This is a genomic window from Bacteroidota bacterium (genome assembly GCA_016722375.1).
Classification (GTDB): domain Bacteria; phylum Bacteroidota; class Bacteroidia; order Chitinophagales; family LD1; genus Bog-950.
Window position 1 is genome coordinate 54,700 of sequence record JADKJG010000010.1, and the last position, 17,808, is coordinate 72,507.

Below are 17,808 nucleotides of genomic sequence, written 5' to 3' on the forward strand. Positions count from 1 at the left end.
CTGCCACTTATGCAACCGAATGTTTTTTCTCTTCTTTTCCGTTCGTGGTTAGAAAAGAACTGATCTCAATTCCATTTTTAATACGGGTTTTCATCAGGGCTAACTCTACCACTTCATCCATCGTTTTCACATAATGGAACTTCAAATTTTTTAGATAATCCTGATTTACCTGCTCCACATCTTTGCGGTTGTGTTCGCACATGATTATTTCTTTAATCCCGGAACGCTTGGCTGCCAGTATTTTTTCCTTAATCCCACCAACAGGCATCACCTTTCCCCGTAAAGTAATTTCACCGGTCATGGCCAAAAAGGACCTAACTCTCCTTTGCGTGAACAAAGAAGCAAGCGAGGTCAAAATAGTTATCCCGGCGCTCGGTCCATCTTTTGGAACCGCCCCTTCAGGGAAATGGATATGGACATTCACCTTGCTGAATATATCAGGATTGATTTGAAGTTTAGCGGCATTGGCTTTCAAAAAGGTCATAGCCGTCGTCGCTGATTCTTTCATCACATCGCCTAAGTTACCAGTCAAAGTCACTAAACCGGTTCCCTTGCTCAGCGTAGATTCAATGAAAAGAATATCGCCACCTACCGAAGTCCAAGCCATGCCAACGGCAACACCCGGAATGTTTTCTTCGGTGTAGATGCTCTTGTCGAACTTCTCCGGGCCCAGGATTTTGATTAAATCATCTGGCCTCACTTGAGGCTGATATTTTTCTTTCAGCGCTACCTTCTTAGCGACATAGCGCATGATAGCGGCCAATTGACGATCTAATTCGCGAACTCCGCTTTCCTTGGTATATTCCTCAATCAAACGTTCCAAAGTTTTATTGCCTACCTGAACCTGTTTGACTTTCAATCCATGATTGCCAATCTGTTTGGGAAGTAAATGTTTGTTGGCAATTTCAATTTTCTCTTCCACTGAATAACCTTCTAAGGGGATAATCTCCATCCGGTCGCGTAAAGCCGGTTGAATCGTTTGCAAAGAATTGGCTGTGGCAACGAAGAGGATTTTACTTAAATCGTATTCCAGTTCCAGATAGTTATCATAGAAGGCATGATTCTGTTCCGGGTCTAAAACTTCGAGCAAGGCCGAACTCGGGTCGCCTTTGTAATCTGCACCCACTTTATCTATCTCATCGAGAATCAAAACCGAATTAGAACTGCCGGACTTCTTCAGGCTTTGAATAATCCGACCGGGCATGGCACCGATGTATGTTTTGCGATGGCCGCGTATCTCGGCTTCATCATGCAAACCTCCCAACGAAATGCGAGTATAGTTTCTTCCCAAAGCCCGAGCGATAGATTGTCCTAAAGAAGTTTTTCCCACTCCCGGAGGGCCTACGAGGCAAAGAATCGGAGATTTTAAATCACCCTTTAATTTCAACACCGCCAAATATTCTAGGATGCGCTCCTTCACTTTTTCCAAACCATAATGGTCTTTGTCCAACACCTTCTTGGCGTGTTTGATGTCAAAATTATCTTTGGTATAAACTCCCCAAGGCAACTCTAAAATTAAATCTAGATAATTCAGCACCACAGAGTATTCTGCCGCAGCAGGATTCATCCGTTGTAATTTGTCCAATTCCTTATCTACTTGCTCCTTCACCTTGAGGGGCAATTTCATCTTAGATGACTTTTCACGCAAGCGGTCAATGTCTTTATCGGCAGAATTCATGCCCAATTCATCCTGAATTGTTTTTAACTGCTGGCTCAGGAAATAATCGCGCTGTTGTTTATCCAATTCCTGACGTACCTTTCCCTGAATCTGGTTCTTCATCTCCAACATTTGGATTTCCTTATTCAGGTAATCCAACACTAGCTTCACGCGCTCTTTTAAATCAGCCACCTCTAAGAGCGATTGCTTTTCGCGGGTAGATAAATTCAGGTTGGATGAAATAAAATGAAGCATTGTCACCGGGTTGGCGATATTCTTTAAAACAATCGCCGCCTCCGACGGAATCTGGGGATTCAACTTCACAATATTGCCCGCCAAATCTTTAATAGTCATCAGCGCTGCCTCAAATTCCTTGTCGTTTTTTGGCATGATATCATGCAACACTTCTATTCTGGCACGGATATATGGCTCGGCATGAATTAATTCAACTGCGGTGAAACGCTGTCTTCCTTGAATAATAGCCGTAGTGGAACCATCCGGCATTTTTATCATGCGCAGAATCTGTGCCACCGTGCCCGTCATGAAAATATCTTTGAACTCCGGCTCTTCTACATTTCCGTCAATTTGTCCGACCACACCAACCAACTTGTCCGCTTTATAGGCTTCTTTGATAGCTGTTATGCTCTTGTCCCGCCCAATCGTAATGGGTAAGACTACCCCTGGAAAAAGAATAGTATTGCGCAAAGGCAATAAAGGAAGCTCTGTAGGTATTTTTAGGTCCTTTCCATCCACGCCATCCTCCTCCGGGAGAAGTGGCAGCATATCAAAATCATCATCACTAATCGGTTGTTGGAAGAAATCCATCATGTCCATATTTCTAAAATTCAAGCCTCAAAAATAACAGAATCAGAGGTAAGTCAATAGCCATGCCAAACTATTGAAGCAGACAAAATTGGCAGGAAGGTTTGATTGATTAACTACCCAACGAGGTATAATACCCAAATATAGGGTAAGGTGGTCAGGAATATCAGTAAAATAAAATTGTGTCTGAGTTTACTTCTAAAACCAAGTGAGAATGCAGATAGTAATAGCTAAAACAAGCGCGCCAACAATGCCCTTATAAAGTAGTTGCTCTGATAAACTCTGGCTAAAGTGTTGTTGTTCATTTCCGCGTACGGAGAAATTAGAATTTTTCATGGGTTAATTATTCAGTCAAAATTAAGGGCGCTGGCAAGTTTGGGAGTGGTCAAGCATAGGGTCATTTCACACAACATATAAAGAGGTGTACGAAAGATTAGTCAGAAGGTTTCGTGATCATAGGCATTCCGGAATCCACTGAAAAAACCTTGGGTACTTTACTTTCCCAGGAATATAATGGTGGCAAAACCAAGTTAGACTACCCTTCTTTTCAATGACTTAACTAGAAGATAGGTTAAAGAACCTGAAAGAAATGCCAAAATAGTTGCCAAGGTGAAACTACCTATCACATATTGAAATACGTTTTGCTGAAGTATTTCAGGTTTAAATTGTTGGCTTAGATTCCAATTCATGTTATTTCCACCCAGCCAAATCCGGCCACACTGATAACTGGCGAAAACAATAATGGGAATCATGGGCGGAATACTGATATTGGAACTTAGAATGCTCAATCCTTTGTTTAATCGGAACACCCAAGCAAAGAAAAGGACAAACCAAATTTGGAAACCCCAAAACGGCGTAATGCCAAAAAAAACACCATTTGCCACCGACCAAGCTTTTACTTCGGCGGTTTCGTGTGAGCGTATCAGGTAATCCTCCAACAAGGCATTGAAATTTTTGGAGAAAAGCGAGCGAACAAAATCTCGGGGCTTGATATATGCAAAGGTCCAGAAGACAAGAACTGTGTTCAATACGCTGATTCGTGAAAAGTCTTTGAAAGGTCGGAAATGAGAGATACGTTCATCTGCAGACGGATAATATACTTTCACCGAAATTGTAATGACATCCAAACCATTCCATGCACCGCGCACAATAACCTCAATCTCAAATTCATATTTGCGGGTAAAAAAACGAATCTTCTCTAATTCACGAATTGGGTACAAGCGATAGCCGGATTGGGTATCAGGCAGAGAGATACCCGTTTCAAGATTAAACCAAAAATTGGAGAACTTATTACCAAAACTGCTTCTGCCCGGCACAGAACTTTGCTCCATATTTCGGGCACCAATGATAATTGCATGCTTATTCTTCTCCAACGATTCAAGCATCGCAGGCAGGTCGTCAGCAAAATGTTGACCATCTGAATCAAGGGTGATAGCGTAATCGTAGCCATTTTTTCTTGCCAAATCGAATCCCTGACGAAGCGCCCAGCCTTTACCCACATTTTTCTGGTATGAATAAACCTTGACCGCAGGAAATCCCATTAATATTTCTGAAGTGTTATCAGTAGATCCATCGTTTACCACAAAAACATCATCGCAATATTCCAATACCCCCGAGAGAACCGATGCAATGGTGACACCGTTGTTATAAGTAGGAATCAGCACACAACAGCGCAGGTCTTTAAACTTTTGCCGATAGTTGTGTTGGTCCATTAATGAACTTCACCTTTAAAACGAAAGAATATTTCCTCCGGCGTAGAATAAGTGGCCGATATATACAGTTCATTGCCCTCCTCCTTTTCAATCTTGATATCCATCATCAGACGTTCCACTTTTTCAGGATTTAGCAAAGCCAGAAATTTAATATGATGAGCACGTTTGATTTCAACGTTTCGTTGCAACAGATGAGAAAGCGTCTCCATCAACATCTGCGTTTGGCAAACACCAGGCACCACAGGTAAATGAGGAAAGTGCCCTTTAAAAATAGGGTGCTGAGCATCAACAGCTACTTCCACGCGAAAATTCTGTTCATCTCTGTCAGATTGAAGGATTTTGAAGAAAGTTCCAAGTAGCATGTCGAAAGCGCTGTATTTTGTTTAAGGACTAAATTAGGAAATGGATGGATGATTGAAGTATTGCAATAATAAAGAGAATTACCTGACGGCAAAGAGAGAATCGTTGATCTGGGTATTTATCTCCTTGCCACTAAAGGTGAGAACAGTATTGTCACCGGAAGGTTCGTTCATCTCAATTCGCAAAGCGGTGAAATCCTTTTTTTCTAAAACAAGAACAATTGTTGAAAGAAATTTCTTTAGCGCGTTTGTTAAAGGCGTCAATTCAACCTTTACTAAAGTTGAATTTTCGAAAAAGCGGGAAGAAAAATCACTCCCCGAAAACAACGTGCTGTTAATTGATCCAAGGATGACGTCATTCAGTTGTCGGAAAATACGATTGCGGTGTACATCTATCTGACTTGATTTCTTTCCGTCCGCCACTAGCATCTTTCCATTATTCATGACTAGCAGGTTTTTCTTTGGCTGCAAATATTCCAACCGTATCTTTCCCTCTTTCTTGAAATAAAATTTTCCTTGCGAAGCCGCTTTGTCAACAAGCATACTAAGATTCTTTTCCTGTTTAAAATTGCATTGAATGGAGGTGATTTTCTGCGAGGCCTCCGTAATCTCTTTCCGCGTAATAGCCTCATCCTTCACCGGAACAAAAGATTGAGCCGACGAAGAAAGGCAGGAAAAAAGAAGTAACGCAAGTGAAATGATTGGTCTCATATCGAGTTAAATTAAGAATTTACATCGAGCAGTTTATCCAAAGAAACGAATCTATAACCACGCTCTCGAGCCTCGCAGATAAGTTTAGAAAGAATGCTAATGGTATGCTTTCCCCAGTCATGAAACAGAATAACATCACCGTTCTTTAAGTTATTAAGCGTCTTTACCAGCAACTGTTCTGGTGATTTGGCAACCGTATCATACGTGCGCAAACTCCATCCAATACTGGTAAACTTTTGTTCCTGAATAACTTTAGCAATTGTTGGATTGGTTACCCCATAAGGTGGGCGAAACAATTTTGGCGACAAACCGGTCACTCGATTTATCTCTTCATCGCATCGTTTCAAATCATCTATCATTTTCTTATTTCCATTCAGTGAAAACCAGAACCCATGATCAAAACTGTGATTGCCAATTAGGTGACCTTCCTTTGCCATTCTTTCAAGCAATGATTCATTACCTGAAATATTCTTTCCAATCAAAAAGAAGGCAGCAGGCACCTTCTCGACTTTCAGTATATCTAGCACCTCCGGAGTAAAGTTTTTTAAAGGCCCGTCGTCAAAGGTGAGGGCTATTTCCTTTTTAGCCCGGCTCCCATGACAAAGCGATTCGGTGAAATAATTTAGACGAATGAAGTAACTGCCTAAAAAAGTGATGAATAGAAAAGTCAAAACCAGAATCAAATAAAGATACCAAGGTAAGTCAACCAGATAGTCCATTCCAATTAAAACAAGCAAGGCCAACACAAAGACTATGCGGATATACCGATGTTTAAACATGAGCAAAGAGCATCAGTGAATGATAACCCAAATAGCAATTGTAGAAGAGGATATTTCGGGGTCTTCTGTTTTGGTTTTTCAGAATGACCACTTCGGGAATCTGTTGAGTTTTCATCATCTGGGCTGCCAGCCAAAAGGCAAAAGCGGAAGAAGTCATGTATTCGCCGCAAAGGTGCTTGTAGGCAACGATAGTTTGTTCTGAAAAAAGTTCAGCATTCAACTCATCAGCGATTCGGTCTGATATATTATCACCCGACACACCACTAATTACTGTATCTAAGTTCTTTAATCCTATATTGTTCTCCTTCAGGAAAGTTAAAATGCGCCGGACTATATCTTCCTTTCCATCCGGTTTATAAAATGTACTATTGTTTACCAGTGTGCCGTAGGAATTATCATTCCGTTGCTTTGAAAGCACAAAAAAAGCAGCTCCCTCACCGGCTATGACACCTTCACTCTTTTGCTTAAGAATATTAAGACTGCTGCAAGGTTCATTTCTCAATTCTTTCGCCACTAGCATCGCAGCATATTTATAATCGCTGATTTCGTCATAAGCGCCTACTAAAATGTTGTCTAAGTTTTCGGCAGCAATCAGTCTCGCATCGGTTAAAGCGCTTTCAAATGAAAAGCCGCGGTTGGAGAACGTATTATTATGCGCATGACATTTCGTGAGCAGGGCGATATTGGAGCTAATCGTGTTATGTGTAGATTGAATAAATGCCGTAGGACTCACCGTAGTTTCATCCGATTCAATCACATGGCGCAGAAACTTTTGTGAGATTTCCGGTAATCCCAAAGCAGAGCCAGTACTAATCGCTCCGGGGGTAATTATCCCTGCATCCTTCAACGCCATCAAACCAGAAGCAGAACCATATTTCATCAGCCGTCCCATTCTTCGAGCTGCGGCATCGGCGAATAAACCCGCATAATCCGGCTCGATGCATGACAGACGATTCACCATATATTCTTTCACCTCCTTAAGAAACACTTGATTATCGTAAGTATGTTGCGGCGAGATGCAACTCATACCATTAATGTAGAGTTTCATCCTTTTACTTTTGAAAAAATAAGCGATGAACAATTTCCGCCAAAGCCAAAGGAATTAGACATCACATGATTAACTTCCTTGTTCTCCTTCAGTTTAGTTACCGGAACAAAATCCAACTCCTTCATCTTTGTTTGAAAACGAAGATTCGGAAAGATGACTCCTTCTTCCATAGCCATAAGGGAAAATACCGCTTCAATACCTCCGCTGCCTCCAAGGGTATGTCCGGTAAATGTCTTTGTAGAACTCGCATCGGGCACCTTTCCGAAAATCCTTTGAATCGCCACCCCTTCCGATAAATCATTATTCGGCGTGCCGGTGCCGTGCAGGTTAATATAATCTATATCCTTCGGATCCAGTCCACTCATCTCTAGTGCTTTCTTCATCGCCAGAAAATTCCCTTTCCCTTCAGGCGAAGAAGCCGTTTGATGAAAAGCGTCGTTCGCATTTGAATATCCGCTCAATACAATTTCAGGCATTTCCGCTAGTGTAGCTGCTACCTTTTCCGAAACCAGCACGACGTATCCGGCGCCTTCCCCCAAGTTTAATCCCTTCCGGTTTTCATCATAAGGAGTACAAGGATTAGAATCTAGAATCATAAGCGAGTTAAAGCCATTGAGCGTGAAACGCGAGAGCGCATCTGCACCACCTGCCAAAACAACGTCAAGCAAATTATTCTTAATCATTCTGGCACCATACATCAGGCTGCTGGATGAAGAAGAACAGGCTGTGCTGATGGTAGTGATATGGTCTTTGATTCTCAGTTTATCAGCTACCAATTCTGTGACATATCCGGTGTCGTAATTCACCTCATCAATCAACTTTTCCGATGAAGAATCGGCCATATAATCTCCAAAGATATCCTCGGTTTTATCCATCGCGCCAACGGTGTTGGCGGAAATAAAACCTACTCGCCATCTTCCAATTTCAGGGATGGCAGCATCTTTCATTGCCTCCTCGGCAGCAATCATACTCAATAAAGCTGTCCGTGGCGCTTCTTCACTTAAACCCGATAGCTTTGCTAACTCTCTATTATTCAATTTCACCTCAGCCGCAGGAATTTTTCCACCGTAATTAGTGGTCAGCACCGAAATCTTTCCTATGCCTGATTGACCCGTACGAAATGAAGTTAGCGTTTCAGAAACACCCTTACCGATAGCAGAGATGACTCCTTTGCCCGCTATAAATACCCGCATGGAATCTTGTAAAATTATTGTGGTTTGTTTGCCTGAATGTAATCAGCGATAGACTTGACAGACGTAAATATTTTGGGACCATCTTCTGGATTTACCAACTTGATGCCATATTTCTGTTGCAATAATACAATTAGCTCCAGCGCATCAATCGAATCGAGACCCAACCCTTCGGCAAATAAAGGCTCATCATTGCCAATATTTTCTGGCTTAATGTGTTTCAAGTTCAGTTGTTCTACAATCTGCGCCTTTAAGGTTGCTATCAAATCACTCATTAGACTTAAAGATTTTGTTTAAAGTTGCTGAATCGTGTTTCAGCGAATGTTTATGCTCTACTTTCTCTACCAAATAAAAATAAGCCTCTGCTTTGCCATTGTAGTAGTTTGCCCACCCCGAAATACAGGATTTTATTTTTCCTGTTTCAAAAAGCGAGTCCACATAAGCCGACTGAAACAGAGGGTCAAATATATCAAAAACAAAACAGGCTGTTTCGCCCTTCACCTGATGACGGATACACAATTCCCCGATCAGCACATTCGGTAGCGTATAAACGAAAAGCGAAGGACTGGGGGTTCCGGCTATGCTCTCTTCATAACGAATATCTGTATCCAGACTTGAATCTGCATTAGAAATAAAAATTCCCAACTCTTCGGGTGCCAAACCCGCCTTCCAGTCTTGATTTTTCAATAGAATTTCTGCTGCCAAAAACCCCGTTTTGCACAGTTGATCCATCTTGAAGAAACGGGGATAGTTCATCTCAAAAAACTCATAAACCTGATCCAGAAAACCAGTTTCAGCACTGTTCTTGTCCTTATAAAGCAAGTTCCCTTCTCGCCAAACCTCCTGGTCCCGAATGACAACATAAGAAGAAATAAAACAGTTCTCTTTCATTTTAAACAGCCTGCAAGAAAGAAAATATGAGGATATGGACGATGTATCATTAACCAAAACAGATGATAGCCAGTCCAAAGATAAGTTTCATACAGGGAGGCTACTGCCTACTTTTAGAATTAATGTAACAGAGGAATGAAGATGCCAACCGGATTCTATCTATCCTTTAGCCTCACATCAAGAAACTCCACAATCTCCCTTTCCTGTTTTGGCTCAAACCAGTTAACCCCAGCATCTTTTTTAAACCAAGTCAACTGCCGCTTGGCATAATTGCGGGTGTTTTGTTGTATGAGTGCCACGGCTTCGGGCAAAGACATTTTGTCTTCTATAAAATCAAAGAGTTCAGCATAGCCCACTGTATTTAATGCGAGCAGTTTTTTGTGCAGATATAGTTGCTTGACTTCATCGAGCAGCCCTCGATTCATCATATCCTCTACTCTTTGATTGATTCTTTCATACAGTTTTTCTCTATCCATGTTCAACCCGATTTTAATCGGTATGAAATTCCGCTCTGCTTTTTTGCCAATGCGCTGTTCTGAATACTTTTTTCCGGTAGTGTAGATTATTTCTAAGGCTCGTTTCAAACGAACAGGATTTTTTTTATCCACCACTGAAAAATATTCTGGGTCTAAGCGCTCTACCTCTTCCTGTAACCAGCCTAATTCTTTTTCATTCAAAAATTTTCTGGCTGTCCAAAGTTGGTTGTCGTCTGTCTTTTCAAATTTATCAAAACCACTGCACACTGCATTGATGAACAAACCCGAACCGCCCACCATCACCGCAATATCCTTCTTCTCATAGTATTTGTCCAGAAACTCCAGCACCTCCGCTTCATATTTGCCCGCGCTATAGTTTCGGGTATGGATAGAAATGTTGTTGATGAAGTGATGCGGCACTTCTTCTAGTTCTTTCTCAGAAGGCTTCGCCGTGCCTATATTCATCTCCCGATAAAACTGTCGTGAATCTGCCGATATGATTTCAGCATCATAGTGTTTCGCAATGTTGATAGCTAAGGCAGTTTTGCCAATAGCCGTCGGGCCGCAAATCACAATCAGATATTTCCCCTTCGCAGACACGCGATAAACATAAACAATCTGATAATTGTCATGGCTGTGGTGGCCCATTTCTAAAAACAAAAAAGGCGCTCCGGTTAAGGAAGCGCCTTTTAATATACGGATAGATAATACTTAAACTGTAGGCAGGTTCACACGAATCAGGCATAATTCGCTGAAGTTGTTATAACCCGCATGGCTCAAGGTAGCGATACGAAAATAATATGTCAATCCCGGTACAAGGTCGGTAATAGTCGCCGAAGCCTTTGCCGCTTCTATTACTATCGGCCAGCCTTCAGAAGGGTTCATAGAGACTTCGATACGATAGCCCGTCTTTTTCGCAACCGCATCCCATCTCAGTTCAACAGTACCGAGCAGACCACCGTTCAACGCTTTCACATTATCCGGTGCAGGAAGAAAGCCAAGTGGATTTTTCATATCGTTCACATCCATGCCGCTGGTGATAATGATTTCCGGGTTGCCGCCCGAAGTGTACTGCACATAGTATTGCAGCTTTTGCATGATCTCTTCCAGATCCTTCCTTCTGGCATTGCGCACAATGGTCTTGGCGCGAGAGCGATCCATCGCCTGTTCCGCCACAGCCAGCGCATCAATAGCGATGGTCACATCGGCCAGCGTGGGGTTGGGATCGGGGAAGAATGCATTACCAGTCATCTTGGTAACGATGTCCCTCGCCTTTCCGATTTGCTGCAGCGGCGTTAGGTTGGTGAAGTTCAACTTTACGTTAAACAAAATAATTGCGAACAATTCAGCGGCTTCTGCTTTCGAAGCCTTCTTCATTGCTTTCTTGATCTTCAGAAGTTCTTTCTTCTTATAGACCTTCATTTGAAATAAAGATTTCATGTGGTTAAAAAATTTAAGTAAAAAATAGAAACCCGTCTTTACCAGATTTCACCTCCATTGCTTGCCGGCCTTTCTTTTTTTTAAAGCCGCTTCTGCGCCGTTGGTGAGTTCATATACGCCACCTCCCCAAAAAGTGTTTCAGGCCTTGAAAAATATTTTTGCGATAAGCGGCGATAAAAAACGCTGTATATATAATAAGGTATAAAATCACCGGAACCGGTGCTGGAACCGGTTTTATTTTTCACATATTTTTGCATTTTACAAATGTCATTTGTATGCCTGACTGTGGCAAGTCACCAAGTGACTGTGGCAAGTCACCAAGTGACTGTGGACAGTCACCAAGTGACTGTGGTAAGTCACCAAGTGACTGTGGCAAGTCACCAAGTGACTGTGGACAGTCACCAAGTGACTGTGGTAAGTCACCAAGTAACTGTGGACAGTCACCAAGTGACTGTGGACAGTCACCAAGTAACTGTGGACAGTCACCAAGTGACTGTGGTAAGTCACCAAGTGATTGTGGACAGTCATCAAGAGATTTGGGGAAGTTAGCTCGTGCTTTGGGCTAATCAGGTGGTAATTTGCTCACTTTTAAGGGAAAATTGAGTGAAAATGGTTGTTGGTGGTGGTAGTTCTCGCGCTCTTGTTGGAGTTTTAGCTTTCAAATAAGAATAACAGAGCAAGCGCCACCAACAAACAATTCGCATTATGGTTGTTGGTGACGGTCGCTATATTTATTTTTCAAAGGATGAACTAAACACCAACGGCACGAATCAACAACTATCAACCAGCAACCTTCAACTAACCCTTCACGGGTTTCAGTCCCAACTTCTCCCCCAGTTCCAGCATCATCCTAAAAGCCTCTTCATAATCATTTCGGATTTTGCCTTCCAGAATCGCTTCTTTGATTTCTTCTTTAATGATGCCGATTTCTTTGGATGGCTTGATGCCAAAGGTTTCCATAATCAACTCACCGGTTACCGGTGGCTGAAAATTTCTAACCTGATCTTTTTCTTCTACCTCCTTCAATTTCTCACGAACCATTTCAAAGCGCATGAGGTAACGTTTTACCTTTTCGCGATTCTTCGAGGTGATGTCTGCTTCGCAAAGCATCATCAGGTTTTCAATGTCATCACCGGCTTCAAACAACAAACGCCGCAAGGCAGAGTCCGTAATCTCTTCTTTGGTTAAGGCAATGGGGCGCAGATGCAGGAACACCATCTTGCGCACAAACTTCATTTCGGCACCCATCGGCAATTTCATTCTTCCGAAAATCTTTGGCACCCATTTGCTGCCCAATACTTCATGTCCATGAAAAGTCCAGCCCTGACCTGCTACAAATTTCTTGGTTGGCGGCTTGGCAATGTCGTGAAGAATCGCCGCCCAGCGCAGCCATAAGTCCTTGCTTGTTCTGGTTAAATTATCCAGCACTTGAAGGGTATGGTAAAAGTTGTCCTTATGGCCCTTGCCTTCATAATTCTCCACCCCTTTCAGGTTTTGCATTTCAGGGAAAATTAGTTTCAATAAGCCCGACTCTTCGAGCAGGATAAAACCTATAGAGGGCTTTTTTGCCAAAATAATTTTGTTCAATTCATCTGTGATCCGTTCCTGAGAAATGATCGCAATACGTTCTGCATTCTTTTTAATAGAAGCAAAAGTTTCAGGCTGAATGGTAAAGTCTAATTGTGTGGCAAAACGAATCGCCCGCATCATCCTCAGTGGGTCATCGCTGAAAGTGATGTCCGGGTCGAGGGGTGTGCGGATGATTTTGGCCTCCAAATCTTTCAAGCCATCAAAAGGGTCAATCAGTTTGCCGAATGTTTTTTTGTTGAGGCTTACCGCCATCGCGTTGATGGTAAAATCACGACGCAACTGGTCATCTTCAAGGGTGCCTTCCTCCACTACCGGTTTGCGCGAATCTCTTTGGTAAGATTCTTTTCGCGCGCCTACAAACTCTAAATCCAAATCTTCCCAACGGAAATGAGCCGTGCCGTATGTTTTAAACACCGTGACATTCAGTTGTGGGTTTATTTTTTTTGCTGTGGCTTCTGCTAAGTCCATGCCATTGCCAACGCATACAAAATCAATATCCTTACAATCACGTTGAATCAATTGGTCGCGTACATAGCCGCCAACGGCATAGGTTTCAAGCCCAAGCTCTTCGGCAGCTTCGGATACAAAATTAAATACCGGATGGGCGAGGGAAATATTCTTATTCACGCGTCAAACCTACTTGAAAAAGGAAAGAAGGCAAAGAGAATATATAACTTATCTTCTTCTGCCGCCAAAGCCAAGAACACCCAACAAGCCACGGGTTACTTCGCGAATCACCATTTTACCTGTAGTGCTTTTTGCAAAATCACCGAGGGCACCTACACCTTTCTCTACCGTACTTTTTTCTGTTTGTTGAGAAGGAATGGCCGTCTTACCGCTTTCGGGATTATTCTGAACGGGGGAAGAATTGATTTTTCTATTAAGCATTTCAAAAGCGCTATCGCGGTCAATCACTTCATTATACTTTTTTACTAGCGAGGAGCGGTTGTTGATGGCATCTATTTCTTGCGGAGTGAGAATATCCATTCGGGAATGAGGTGCTTGCAACAAAGTAGCAGCCAAAGGCGTGGGATTTCCTTTTTCATTCAAAACAGTAATGAGTGCCTCTCCCATTCCGAGCGATGTAAGCAAAGTTTCGGTATCATAGAAATCGGTCAGCGGATAGTTTTCTGCCGTCAACTTGATTTGCTTCCGGTCTTTGGCGGTGAAAGCCCGTAGCGCATGTTGCACTTTCATCCCTAACTGCGCCAACACATCATCCGGGACATCAGTTGGATTTTGGGTGCAGAAGAAAACCCCCACTCCCTTAGAGCGAATGAGTTTGACAATAGTTTCTATCTGGTCGTGCAGTGCTTTGCTCGCCTCTTCAAAGATTAAATGCGCTTCGTCAATGAATATCACCAGCTTCGGCACCCCGCTATCGCCTTCTTCTGGAAATGAAGCGTAAATCTCTGCTAACAAGCTCAGCATAAAAGTAGAGAATAACTTCGGCCTGTCCTGTATATCCGTGAGGCGAAGAATAGAAATTATTCCTCTGCCGTTTTCATCTATCCGCACTAAATCATCCACCTCAAAGCTCTTTTCACCAAAGAAAATTTCAGCGCCTTGTTGCTCCAGCGTAATGATGCCACGCAGAATGGTGGAGACGGTCGCGGTCGAAACTTTACCATAGTTCTCCTCTATTTCCTTCTTTCCCTCGTTGGTCAGATAGTTCAATACCTTTTTAAAATCCTTCAAATCCAGTAGCGGAAGTTTATTGTCGTCGCAATATTTAAAAGCAATCGAAACGACTCCTTCCTGCACATCATTCAGACCTAAGATTTTAGAAAACAGAACAGGCCCGAACTCCGAAACCGTTGCCCGCAGGCGCACCCCATTCTCTTTTGAAAGGGTGAGGAATTCCACTGAGTTACCCAGTGCTGTCCACGGTGTCCCTATTTTCTGGTGCCGCTCTTCAATTTTAGGATTAGCCGTTCCAGCAGCAGCGATGCCCGACAAATCGCCTTTAATATCCATCACGAGTACCGGTACGCCTTTTGCGGACAACTGCTCGGAGATTACCTGCAATGTTTTTGTCTTTCCGGTACCGGTAGCGCCTGCTATCAGTCCATGCCGGTTAAAAGTTTTAAGCGGTGCCTTCACCTGCAAACCCGCTACGGCCTCTCCGTTCAGCATCGCAGCACCTACAACAATATAATCGCCTTTACAATCATAGCCCGTTGTTAAGGCTTCTTTAAATTTTTCTATGTCTGCCATTTGTCTGCTTCATTTATGAAAGCGCGAAAGTATGGATTTTATAAGCCATTCAGATATATTGATTTCGTGTTGTTTATTGCAAGGACCAATGTTCTATGAAAATTCAAAGATCGGTAATGAGTCTGACATCCTACACCACCATAACTCTCTAGTCAGCCGCATGAAAACAAGCAGGATTGTGGTGGAAGTCATCGTCTTGCTGTAGCTGCTCTTGCAGACAAACTTTCAATCTCTTATTATTGGGGCGTGAAAAACAGAGTAGTTATTACAGGCATCGGGATTTATTCCTGTATCGGCAAGAATCTAGACGAAGTGACAGATTCTTTGCATCAGGGCAAATCCGGCATTATACTCGATGCAGCGCGCAAAGACTTTGGCTATCGCTCTGGTTTGACCGGTAGTTGTGAACAGCCGCAATTAAAAGGCCTACTGGACCGACGTTCGCGCATCATGTTGTCCGAACCTGGAGAATATGCCTACATGGCTACGCTCGAAGCATTAAAAGGAGCAGGGATTGATCAGGATTTTTTAGACCATCACGAAACCGGAATTATATACGGAAACGACAGCACGGCGCAGGCAGTCGTGGAGAGTACGGATATCATTCGTCAGAAAAAGAACACGGCCTTTGCTGGAAGCGGTGCGGTGTTCCAGACCATGAATAGCACGGTGAACATGAATCTGGCGACCATTTTCAAACTAAAGGGCATCAACTTTACGGTGAGTTCGGCTTGCGCCAGCGGCTCTCATGCTATCGGAATGGCTACTATATTAATACGACATGGTTATCAGGATCGGATGATTTGCGGCGGTGCGCAGGAATTAAACGTTTTTTCAATGGGGACTTTTGATGCCTTAGGCGCATTTTCAGTTCGAGAAAATGAGCCACAAAAAGCATCTCGTCCTTTTGACCGCGACCGCGACGGATTGATTCCCAGCGGTGGAGCAGCTACTGTTATATTGGAATCATTAGAATCTGCACAAAAAAGAGGTGTAAAGATTTTGGGTGAAATAATAGGATATGGATTTTCATCGAATGGTGGACATATCTCCAACCCAACGGTGGATGGTCCAGTCCGCTCACTGATGATGTGCCTGAGAGATGGAAATATCAAACCGGATGAAGTAGATTATATCAATGCTCATGCAACTTCTACCCAGCAGGGCGATGCCAGCGAAGCCCAGGCCATCGCTGCTGTTTTTGGCGCCTACCGTCCTTTGGTGAGTAGTACAAAATCCATGACGGGGCATGAATGTTGGATGGCAGGCGCTAGTGAAATTGTTTACTCTACGCTGATGATGCATCATGATTTTGTTGCGCCAAACATCAATTTTGAAAACCCCGATGAATATTCAGCCAAATTGAATATTGCCACAATAGCGAAAGTGAAAAATATTGATGTATTTTTGTCAAATTCGTTTGGATTTGGAGGTATCAATTCCTCCTTGTTAGTAAAAAATGGAAATAACACCTACACACACAATGAGTAAAGAAGAAATAATTACCAAGATCAATGGATTTTTGGTGGAAGAATTTGAAGTAGAAATCGAAACAATAACACCCGAGGCACCGTTAAAAGAAACTTTAGATTTGGACAGCTTGGACTATGTGGACCTCGTCGTTATTCTTGAAGGCAACTTCGGCATCAAGGTAAAACAAGAAGAATTTTCCGGCATCCTCACTTTTCAGCAGCTATACGATTACGTCATTCAACGCTCCACCCAAAGCGCAGAGGTATAAATGGCGGATTGGGGAGGCAAGTCGAAGGGTACAGCGCTTGGCTATCGCTTTTTTGTGGTAGTGCTGAAAACCTTCGGGGTATATCCAGCCTATTTTTTTCTCTATTTTGTCGTCCTCTATTACTTCCTTTTTTCATGGGAAAGCACCGGGCATATCTATCGTTACTTTCACGAGCGAATTGGTTTTGGAAAACTGAAATCCATTTTGAAAGTTTATCAGAATTACCTTTTGTTAGGTCAAATGCTGATTGATAAAGTGGTGGTGATGTCGGGAGTCAGTAAAATCACTTCCGAGTCTTTTGGCGCGGATAACATGAGAAAAATAGTGGGAGAGAAAAGAGGGGGAATATTGCTGGGCGCTCATCTTGGCAATTGGGAAATAGCGGGCCATTTTCTTATGGGTTATGGAGACACCATCAATATCCTGATCTATGATCGGGAACATGAACAAATCAAAGAGTATCTGGAGCGCGCTACCGGCGGAAGAAAGTTTAACATGATTCCTATAAAGGATGATTTGACGCATATCTACGCCATCGGAGAAGCCTTGGGGAGGAATGAAATTATTGCTACTACCGCCGACCGATATATGGCGGGTATGAGAACAGTTCCTGCAAATTTCTTGGGTAAAACGGCTTATTTCCCGCAAGGAATTTTTCAGATTATCAAGTCTTTTCGTGCTCCCTATACCTTTGTTTATGGCGTGAAGAAAAAGTCCCAGCATTATCATTTCTTCTGCCGCCCCTATAGGGACGTAACAAAGGAAACGACCATTGAAATGATTGTAGAAGATTATGTTCGCGACCTGGAGGGCATGGTAAAAGCCCATCCCGAACAGTGGTTTAATTATTTTGATTTTTGGAAGAAAGCTGCCTAAATGCTACCCGTTACCGGCGATAAACTTATTGACCTCATTCCACAGAAGCTGCCATTTGTGTTGGTCAGCTCTTTAGAGAGTTTAAGCGAAGATACCTGTCGCACCACCTTTCATTTTACAGAGAAACATGTTTTATGTAACTATGGTGTATTGACACCAGCCGGCTTGATGGAAAACATGGCACAGAGCTGCGCTGCCAAAATGGGCTATGAATGTTTCTTGGCGCATAAAAAAATACCGGTTGGTTTTATCGGTGATATCCGTGATTTCGTTTTTCGCAACTGCCAAAAGTAGGTGAA

18 protein-coding genes are annotated in these 17,808 nt (G+C 42.8%); 5 read left to right on the forward strand and 13 right to left on the reverse strand.

Annotated elements, in window-relative coordinates:
* Nucleotides 1–7: 7 nt before the first annotated feature.
* The 11 genes from lon to IPP77_14120 form a co-directional block, all read right to left on the reverse strand.
* On the reverse strand, nucleotides 8–2,482 hold the full coding sequence (gene lon / locus IPP77_14070) for an endopeptidase La (protein ID MBL0310748.1): 2,475 nt from the start codon (nucleotides 2,480–2,482) through the stop codon (nucleotides 8–10).
* A 527-nt stretch (nucleotides 2,483–3,009) separates the two neighbouring features.
* On the reverse strand, nucleotides 3,010–4,155 hold the full coding sequence (locus IPP77_14075; protein ID MBL0310749.1) for a DUF2062 domain-containing protein: 1,146 nt from the start codon (nucleotides 4,153–4,155) through the stop codon (nucleotides 3,010–3,012).
* A gap of 35 nt (nucleotides 4,156–4,190) precedes the next feature.
* Nucleotides 4,191–4,553 carry a hypothetical protein gene (locus IPP77_14080; protein MBL0310750.1) on the reverse strand — a complete coding sequence of 121 codons (363 nt, stop codon included), beginning with the start codon at nucleotides 4,551–4,553 and terminating at the stop codon, nucleotides 4,191–4,193.
* A 78-nt stretch (nucleotides 4,554–4,631) separates the two neighbouring features.
* Complete coding sequence (locus IPP77_14085; protein ID MBL0310751.1) at nucleotides 4,632–5,261, reverse strand: outer membrane lipoprotein carrier protein LolA; 630 nt, start codon at nucleotides 5,259–5,261, stop codon at nucleotides 4,632–4,634.
* A gap of 11 nt (nucleotides 5,262–5,272) precedes the next feature.
* Complete coding sequence (locus IPP77_14090; protein ID MBL0310752.1) at nucleotides 5,273–6,040, reverse strand: polysaccharide deacetylase family protein; 768 nt, start codon at nucleotides 6,038–6,040, stop codon at nucleotides 5,273–5,275.
* Nucleotides 6,033–7,088 carry a beta-ketoacyl synthase chain length factor gene (locus IPP77_14095; GenBank protein MBL0310753.1) on the reverse strand — a complete coding sequence of 352 codons (1,056 nt, stop codon included), beginning with the start codon at nucleotides 7,086–7,088 and terminating at the stop codon, nucleotides 6,033–6,035. Before IPP77_14095 ends, IPP77_14090 begins: the two co-directional genes overlap by 8 nt.
* Entirely contained in the window at nucleotides 7,085–8,281 is a 1,197-nt protein-coding gene (locus IPP77_14100; protein ID MBL0310754.1) for a beta-ketoacyl-[acyl-carrier-protein] synthase family protein, read from the reverse strand. The genes IPP77_14095 and IPP77_14100 overlap by 4 nt, the downstream gene beginning before the upstream one ends.
* 14 nt (nucleotides 8,282–8,295) lie before the next feature.
* A complete protein-coding gene (locus tag IPP77_14105) occupies nucleotides 8,296–8,553 on the reverse strand; it encodes an acyl carrier protein (GenBank protein MBL0310755.1) in 258 nt (85 codons plus the stop codon).
* Complete coding sequence (locus IPP77_14110; protein MBL0310756.1) at nucleotides 8,546–9,169, reverse strand: hypothetical protein; 624 nt, start codon at nucleotides 9,167–9,169, stop codon at nucleotides 8,546–8,548. The genes IPP77_14105 and IPP77_14110 overlap by 8 nt, the downstream gene beginning before the upstream one ends.
* A 155-nt stretch (nucleotides 9,170–9,324) precedes the next feature.
* Nucleotides 9,325–10,293 carry a tRNA (adenosine(37)-N6)-dimethylallyltransferase MiaA gene (gene miaA / locus IPP77_14115; protein ID MBL0310757.1) on the reverse strand — a complete coding sequence of 323 codons (969 nt, stop codon included), beginning with the start codon at nucleotides 10,291–10,293 and terminating at the stop codon, nucleotides 9,325–9,327.
* A 63-nt stretch (nucleotides 10,294–10,356) separates the two neighbouring features.
* Nucleotides 10,357–11,085 (reverse strand): fibronectin type III domain-containing protein, encoded by a 729-nt coding sequence (locus IPP77_14120; GenBank protein ID MBL0310758.1) that lies wholly within the window; start codon nucleotides 11,083–11,085, stop codon nucleotides 10,357–10,359.
* A gap of 264 nt (nucleotides 11,086–11,349) precedes the next feature.
* Here IPP77_14120 and IPP77_14125 point away from each other — a divergent pair, with 264 nt between their 5' ends.
* The gene (locus IPP77_14125) at nucleotides 11,350–11,634 is read left to right on the forward strand and encodes a hypothetical protein (protein MBL0310759.1); all 285 of its coding nucleotides are present in this window, start codon (nucleotides 11,350–11,352) and stop codon (nucleotides 11,632–11,634) included.
* A 249-nt stretch (nucleotides 11,635–11,883) separates the two neighbouring features.
* Here IPP77_14125 and IPP77_14130 read toward each other — a convergent pair whose 3' ends face one another.
* Together IPP77_14130 and IPP77_14135 are read right to left on the reverse strand one after the other, a co-directional pair.
* Complete coding sequence (locus IPP77_14130) at nucleotides 11,884–13,302, reverse strand: HD domain-containing protein (GenBank protein MBL0310760.1); 1,419 nt, start codon at nucleotides 13,300–13,302, stop codon at nucleotides 11,884–11,886.
* Nucleotides 13,303–13,350: 48 nt separating this feature from the next.
* On the reverse strand, nucleotides 13,351–14,892 hold the full coding sequence (locus IPP77_14135) for a DUF853 family protein (GenBank protein ID MBL0310761.1): 1,542 nt from the start codon (nucleotides 14,890–14,892) through the stop codon (nucleotides 13,351–13,353).
* A 246-nt stretch (nucleotides 14,893–15,138) separates the two neighbouring features.
* Here IPP77_14135 and IPP77_14140 point away from each other — a divergent pair, with 246 nt between their 5' ends.
* Genes IPP77_14140 through IPP77_14155 form a run of 4 tightly spaced genes read left to right on the forward strand, consistent with a single transcriptional unit; the run spans nucleotide 15,139 to nucleotide 17,803 of the window.
* Nucleotides 15,139–16,383, forward strand: coding sequence for a beta-ketoacyl-[acyl-carrier-protein] synthase family protein (locus tag IPP77_14140; GenBank protein MBL0310762.1), 1,245 nt, complete (start codon nucleotides 15,139–15,141; stop codon nucleotides 16,381–16,383).
* A complete protein-coding gene (locus IPP77_14145) occupies nucleotides 16,376–16,633 on the forward strand; it encodes an acyl carrier protein (GenBank protein MBL0310763.1) in 258 nt (85 codons plus the stop codon). Before IPP77_14140 ends, IPP77_14145 begins: the two co-directional genes overlap by 8 nt.
* A complete protein-coding gene (locus IPP77_14150; protein MBL0310764.1) occupies nucleotides 16,634–17,509 on the forward strand; it encodes a lysophospholipid acyltransferase family protein in 876 nt (291 codons plus the stop codon). It begins immediately after the preceding gene.
* Nucleotides 17,510–17,803, forward strand: coding sequence for a hypothetical protein (locus tag IPP77_14155; protein MBL0310765.1), 294 nt, complete (start codon nucleotides 17,510–17,512; stop codon nucleotides 17,801–17,803). It abuts the gene before it with no gap.
* The last annotated feature ends 5 nt before the right edge of the window (nucleotides 17,804–17,808 follow it).

What these genes read in the sequence shown, in the direction of transcription:
- lon (MBL0310748.1), bottom strand. Translation starts at nt 2,482, where the DNA reads ATGGATTTCTTCCAACAACCGATTAGTGATGATGATTTTGATATGCTG.
- IPP77_14080 (MBL0310750.1), bottom strand. Translation starts at nt 4,553, where the DNA reads ATGCTACTTGGAACTTTCTTCAAAATCCTTCAATCTGACAGAGATGAA.
- IPP77_14085 (MBL0310751.1), bottom strand. Translation starts at nt 5,261, where the DNA reads ATGAGACCAATCATTTCACTTGCGTTACTTCTTTTTTCCTGCCTTTCT.
- IPP77_14090 (MBL0310752.1), bottom strand. Translation starts at nt 6,040, where the DNA reads ATGTTTAAACATCGGTATATCCGCATAGTCTTTGTGTTGGCCTTGCTT.
- IPP77_14095 (MBL0310753.1), bottom strand. Translation starts at nt 7,088, where the DNA reads ATGAAACTCTACATTAATGGTATGAGTTGCATCTCGCCGCAACATACT.
- IPP77_14100 (MBL0310754.1), bottom strand. Translation starts at nt 8,281, where the DNA reads ATGCGGGTATTTATAGCGGGCAAAGGAGTCATCTCTGCTATCGGTAAG.
- IPP77_14105 (MBL0310755.1), bottom strand. Translation starts at nt 8,553, where the DNA reads ATGAGTGATTTGATAGCAACCTTAAAGGCGCAGATTGTAGAACAACTG.
- IPP77_14110 (MBL0310756.1), bottom strand. Translation starts at nt 9,169, where the DNA reads ATGAAAGAGAACTGTTTTATTTCTTCTTATGTTGTCATTCGGGACCAG.
- miaA (MBL0310757.1), bottom strand. Translation starts at nt 10,293, where the DNA reads ATGGGCCACCACAGCCATGACAATTATCAGATTGTTTATGTTTATCGC.
- IPP77_14120 (MBL0310758.1), bottom strand. Translation starts at nt 11,085, where the DNA reads ATGAAATCTTTATTTCAAATGAAGGTCTATAAGAAGAAAGAACTTCTG.
- IPP77_14125 (MBL0310759.1), top strand. Translation starts at nt 11,350, where the DNA reads ATGTCATTTGTATGCCTGACTGTGGCAAGTCACCAAGTGACTGTGGCA.
- IPP77_14135 (MBL0310761.1), bottom strand. Translation starts at nt 14,892, where the DNA reads ATGGCAGACATAGAAAAATTTAAAGAAGCCTTAACAACGGGCTATGAT.
- IPP77_14145 (MBL0310763.1), top strand. Translation starts at nt 16,376, where the DNA reads ATGAGTAAAGAAGAAATAATTACCAAGATCAATGGATTTTTGGTGGAA.
- IPP77_14150 (MBL0310764.1), top strand. Translation starts at nt 16,634, where the DNA reads ATGGCGGATTGGGGAGGCAAGTCGAAGGGTACAGCGCTTGGCTATCGC.
- IPP77_14155 (MBL0310765.1), top strand. Translation starts at nt 17,510, where the DNA reads ATGCTACCCGTTACCGGCGATAAACTTATTGACCTCATTCCACAGAAG.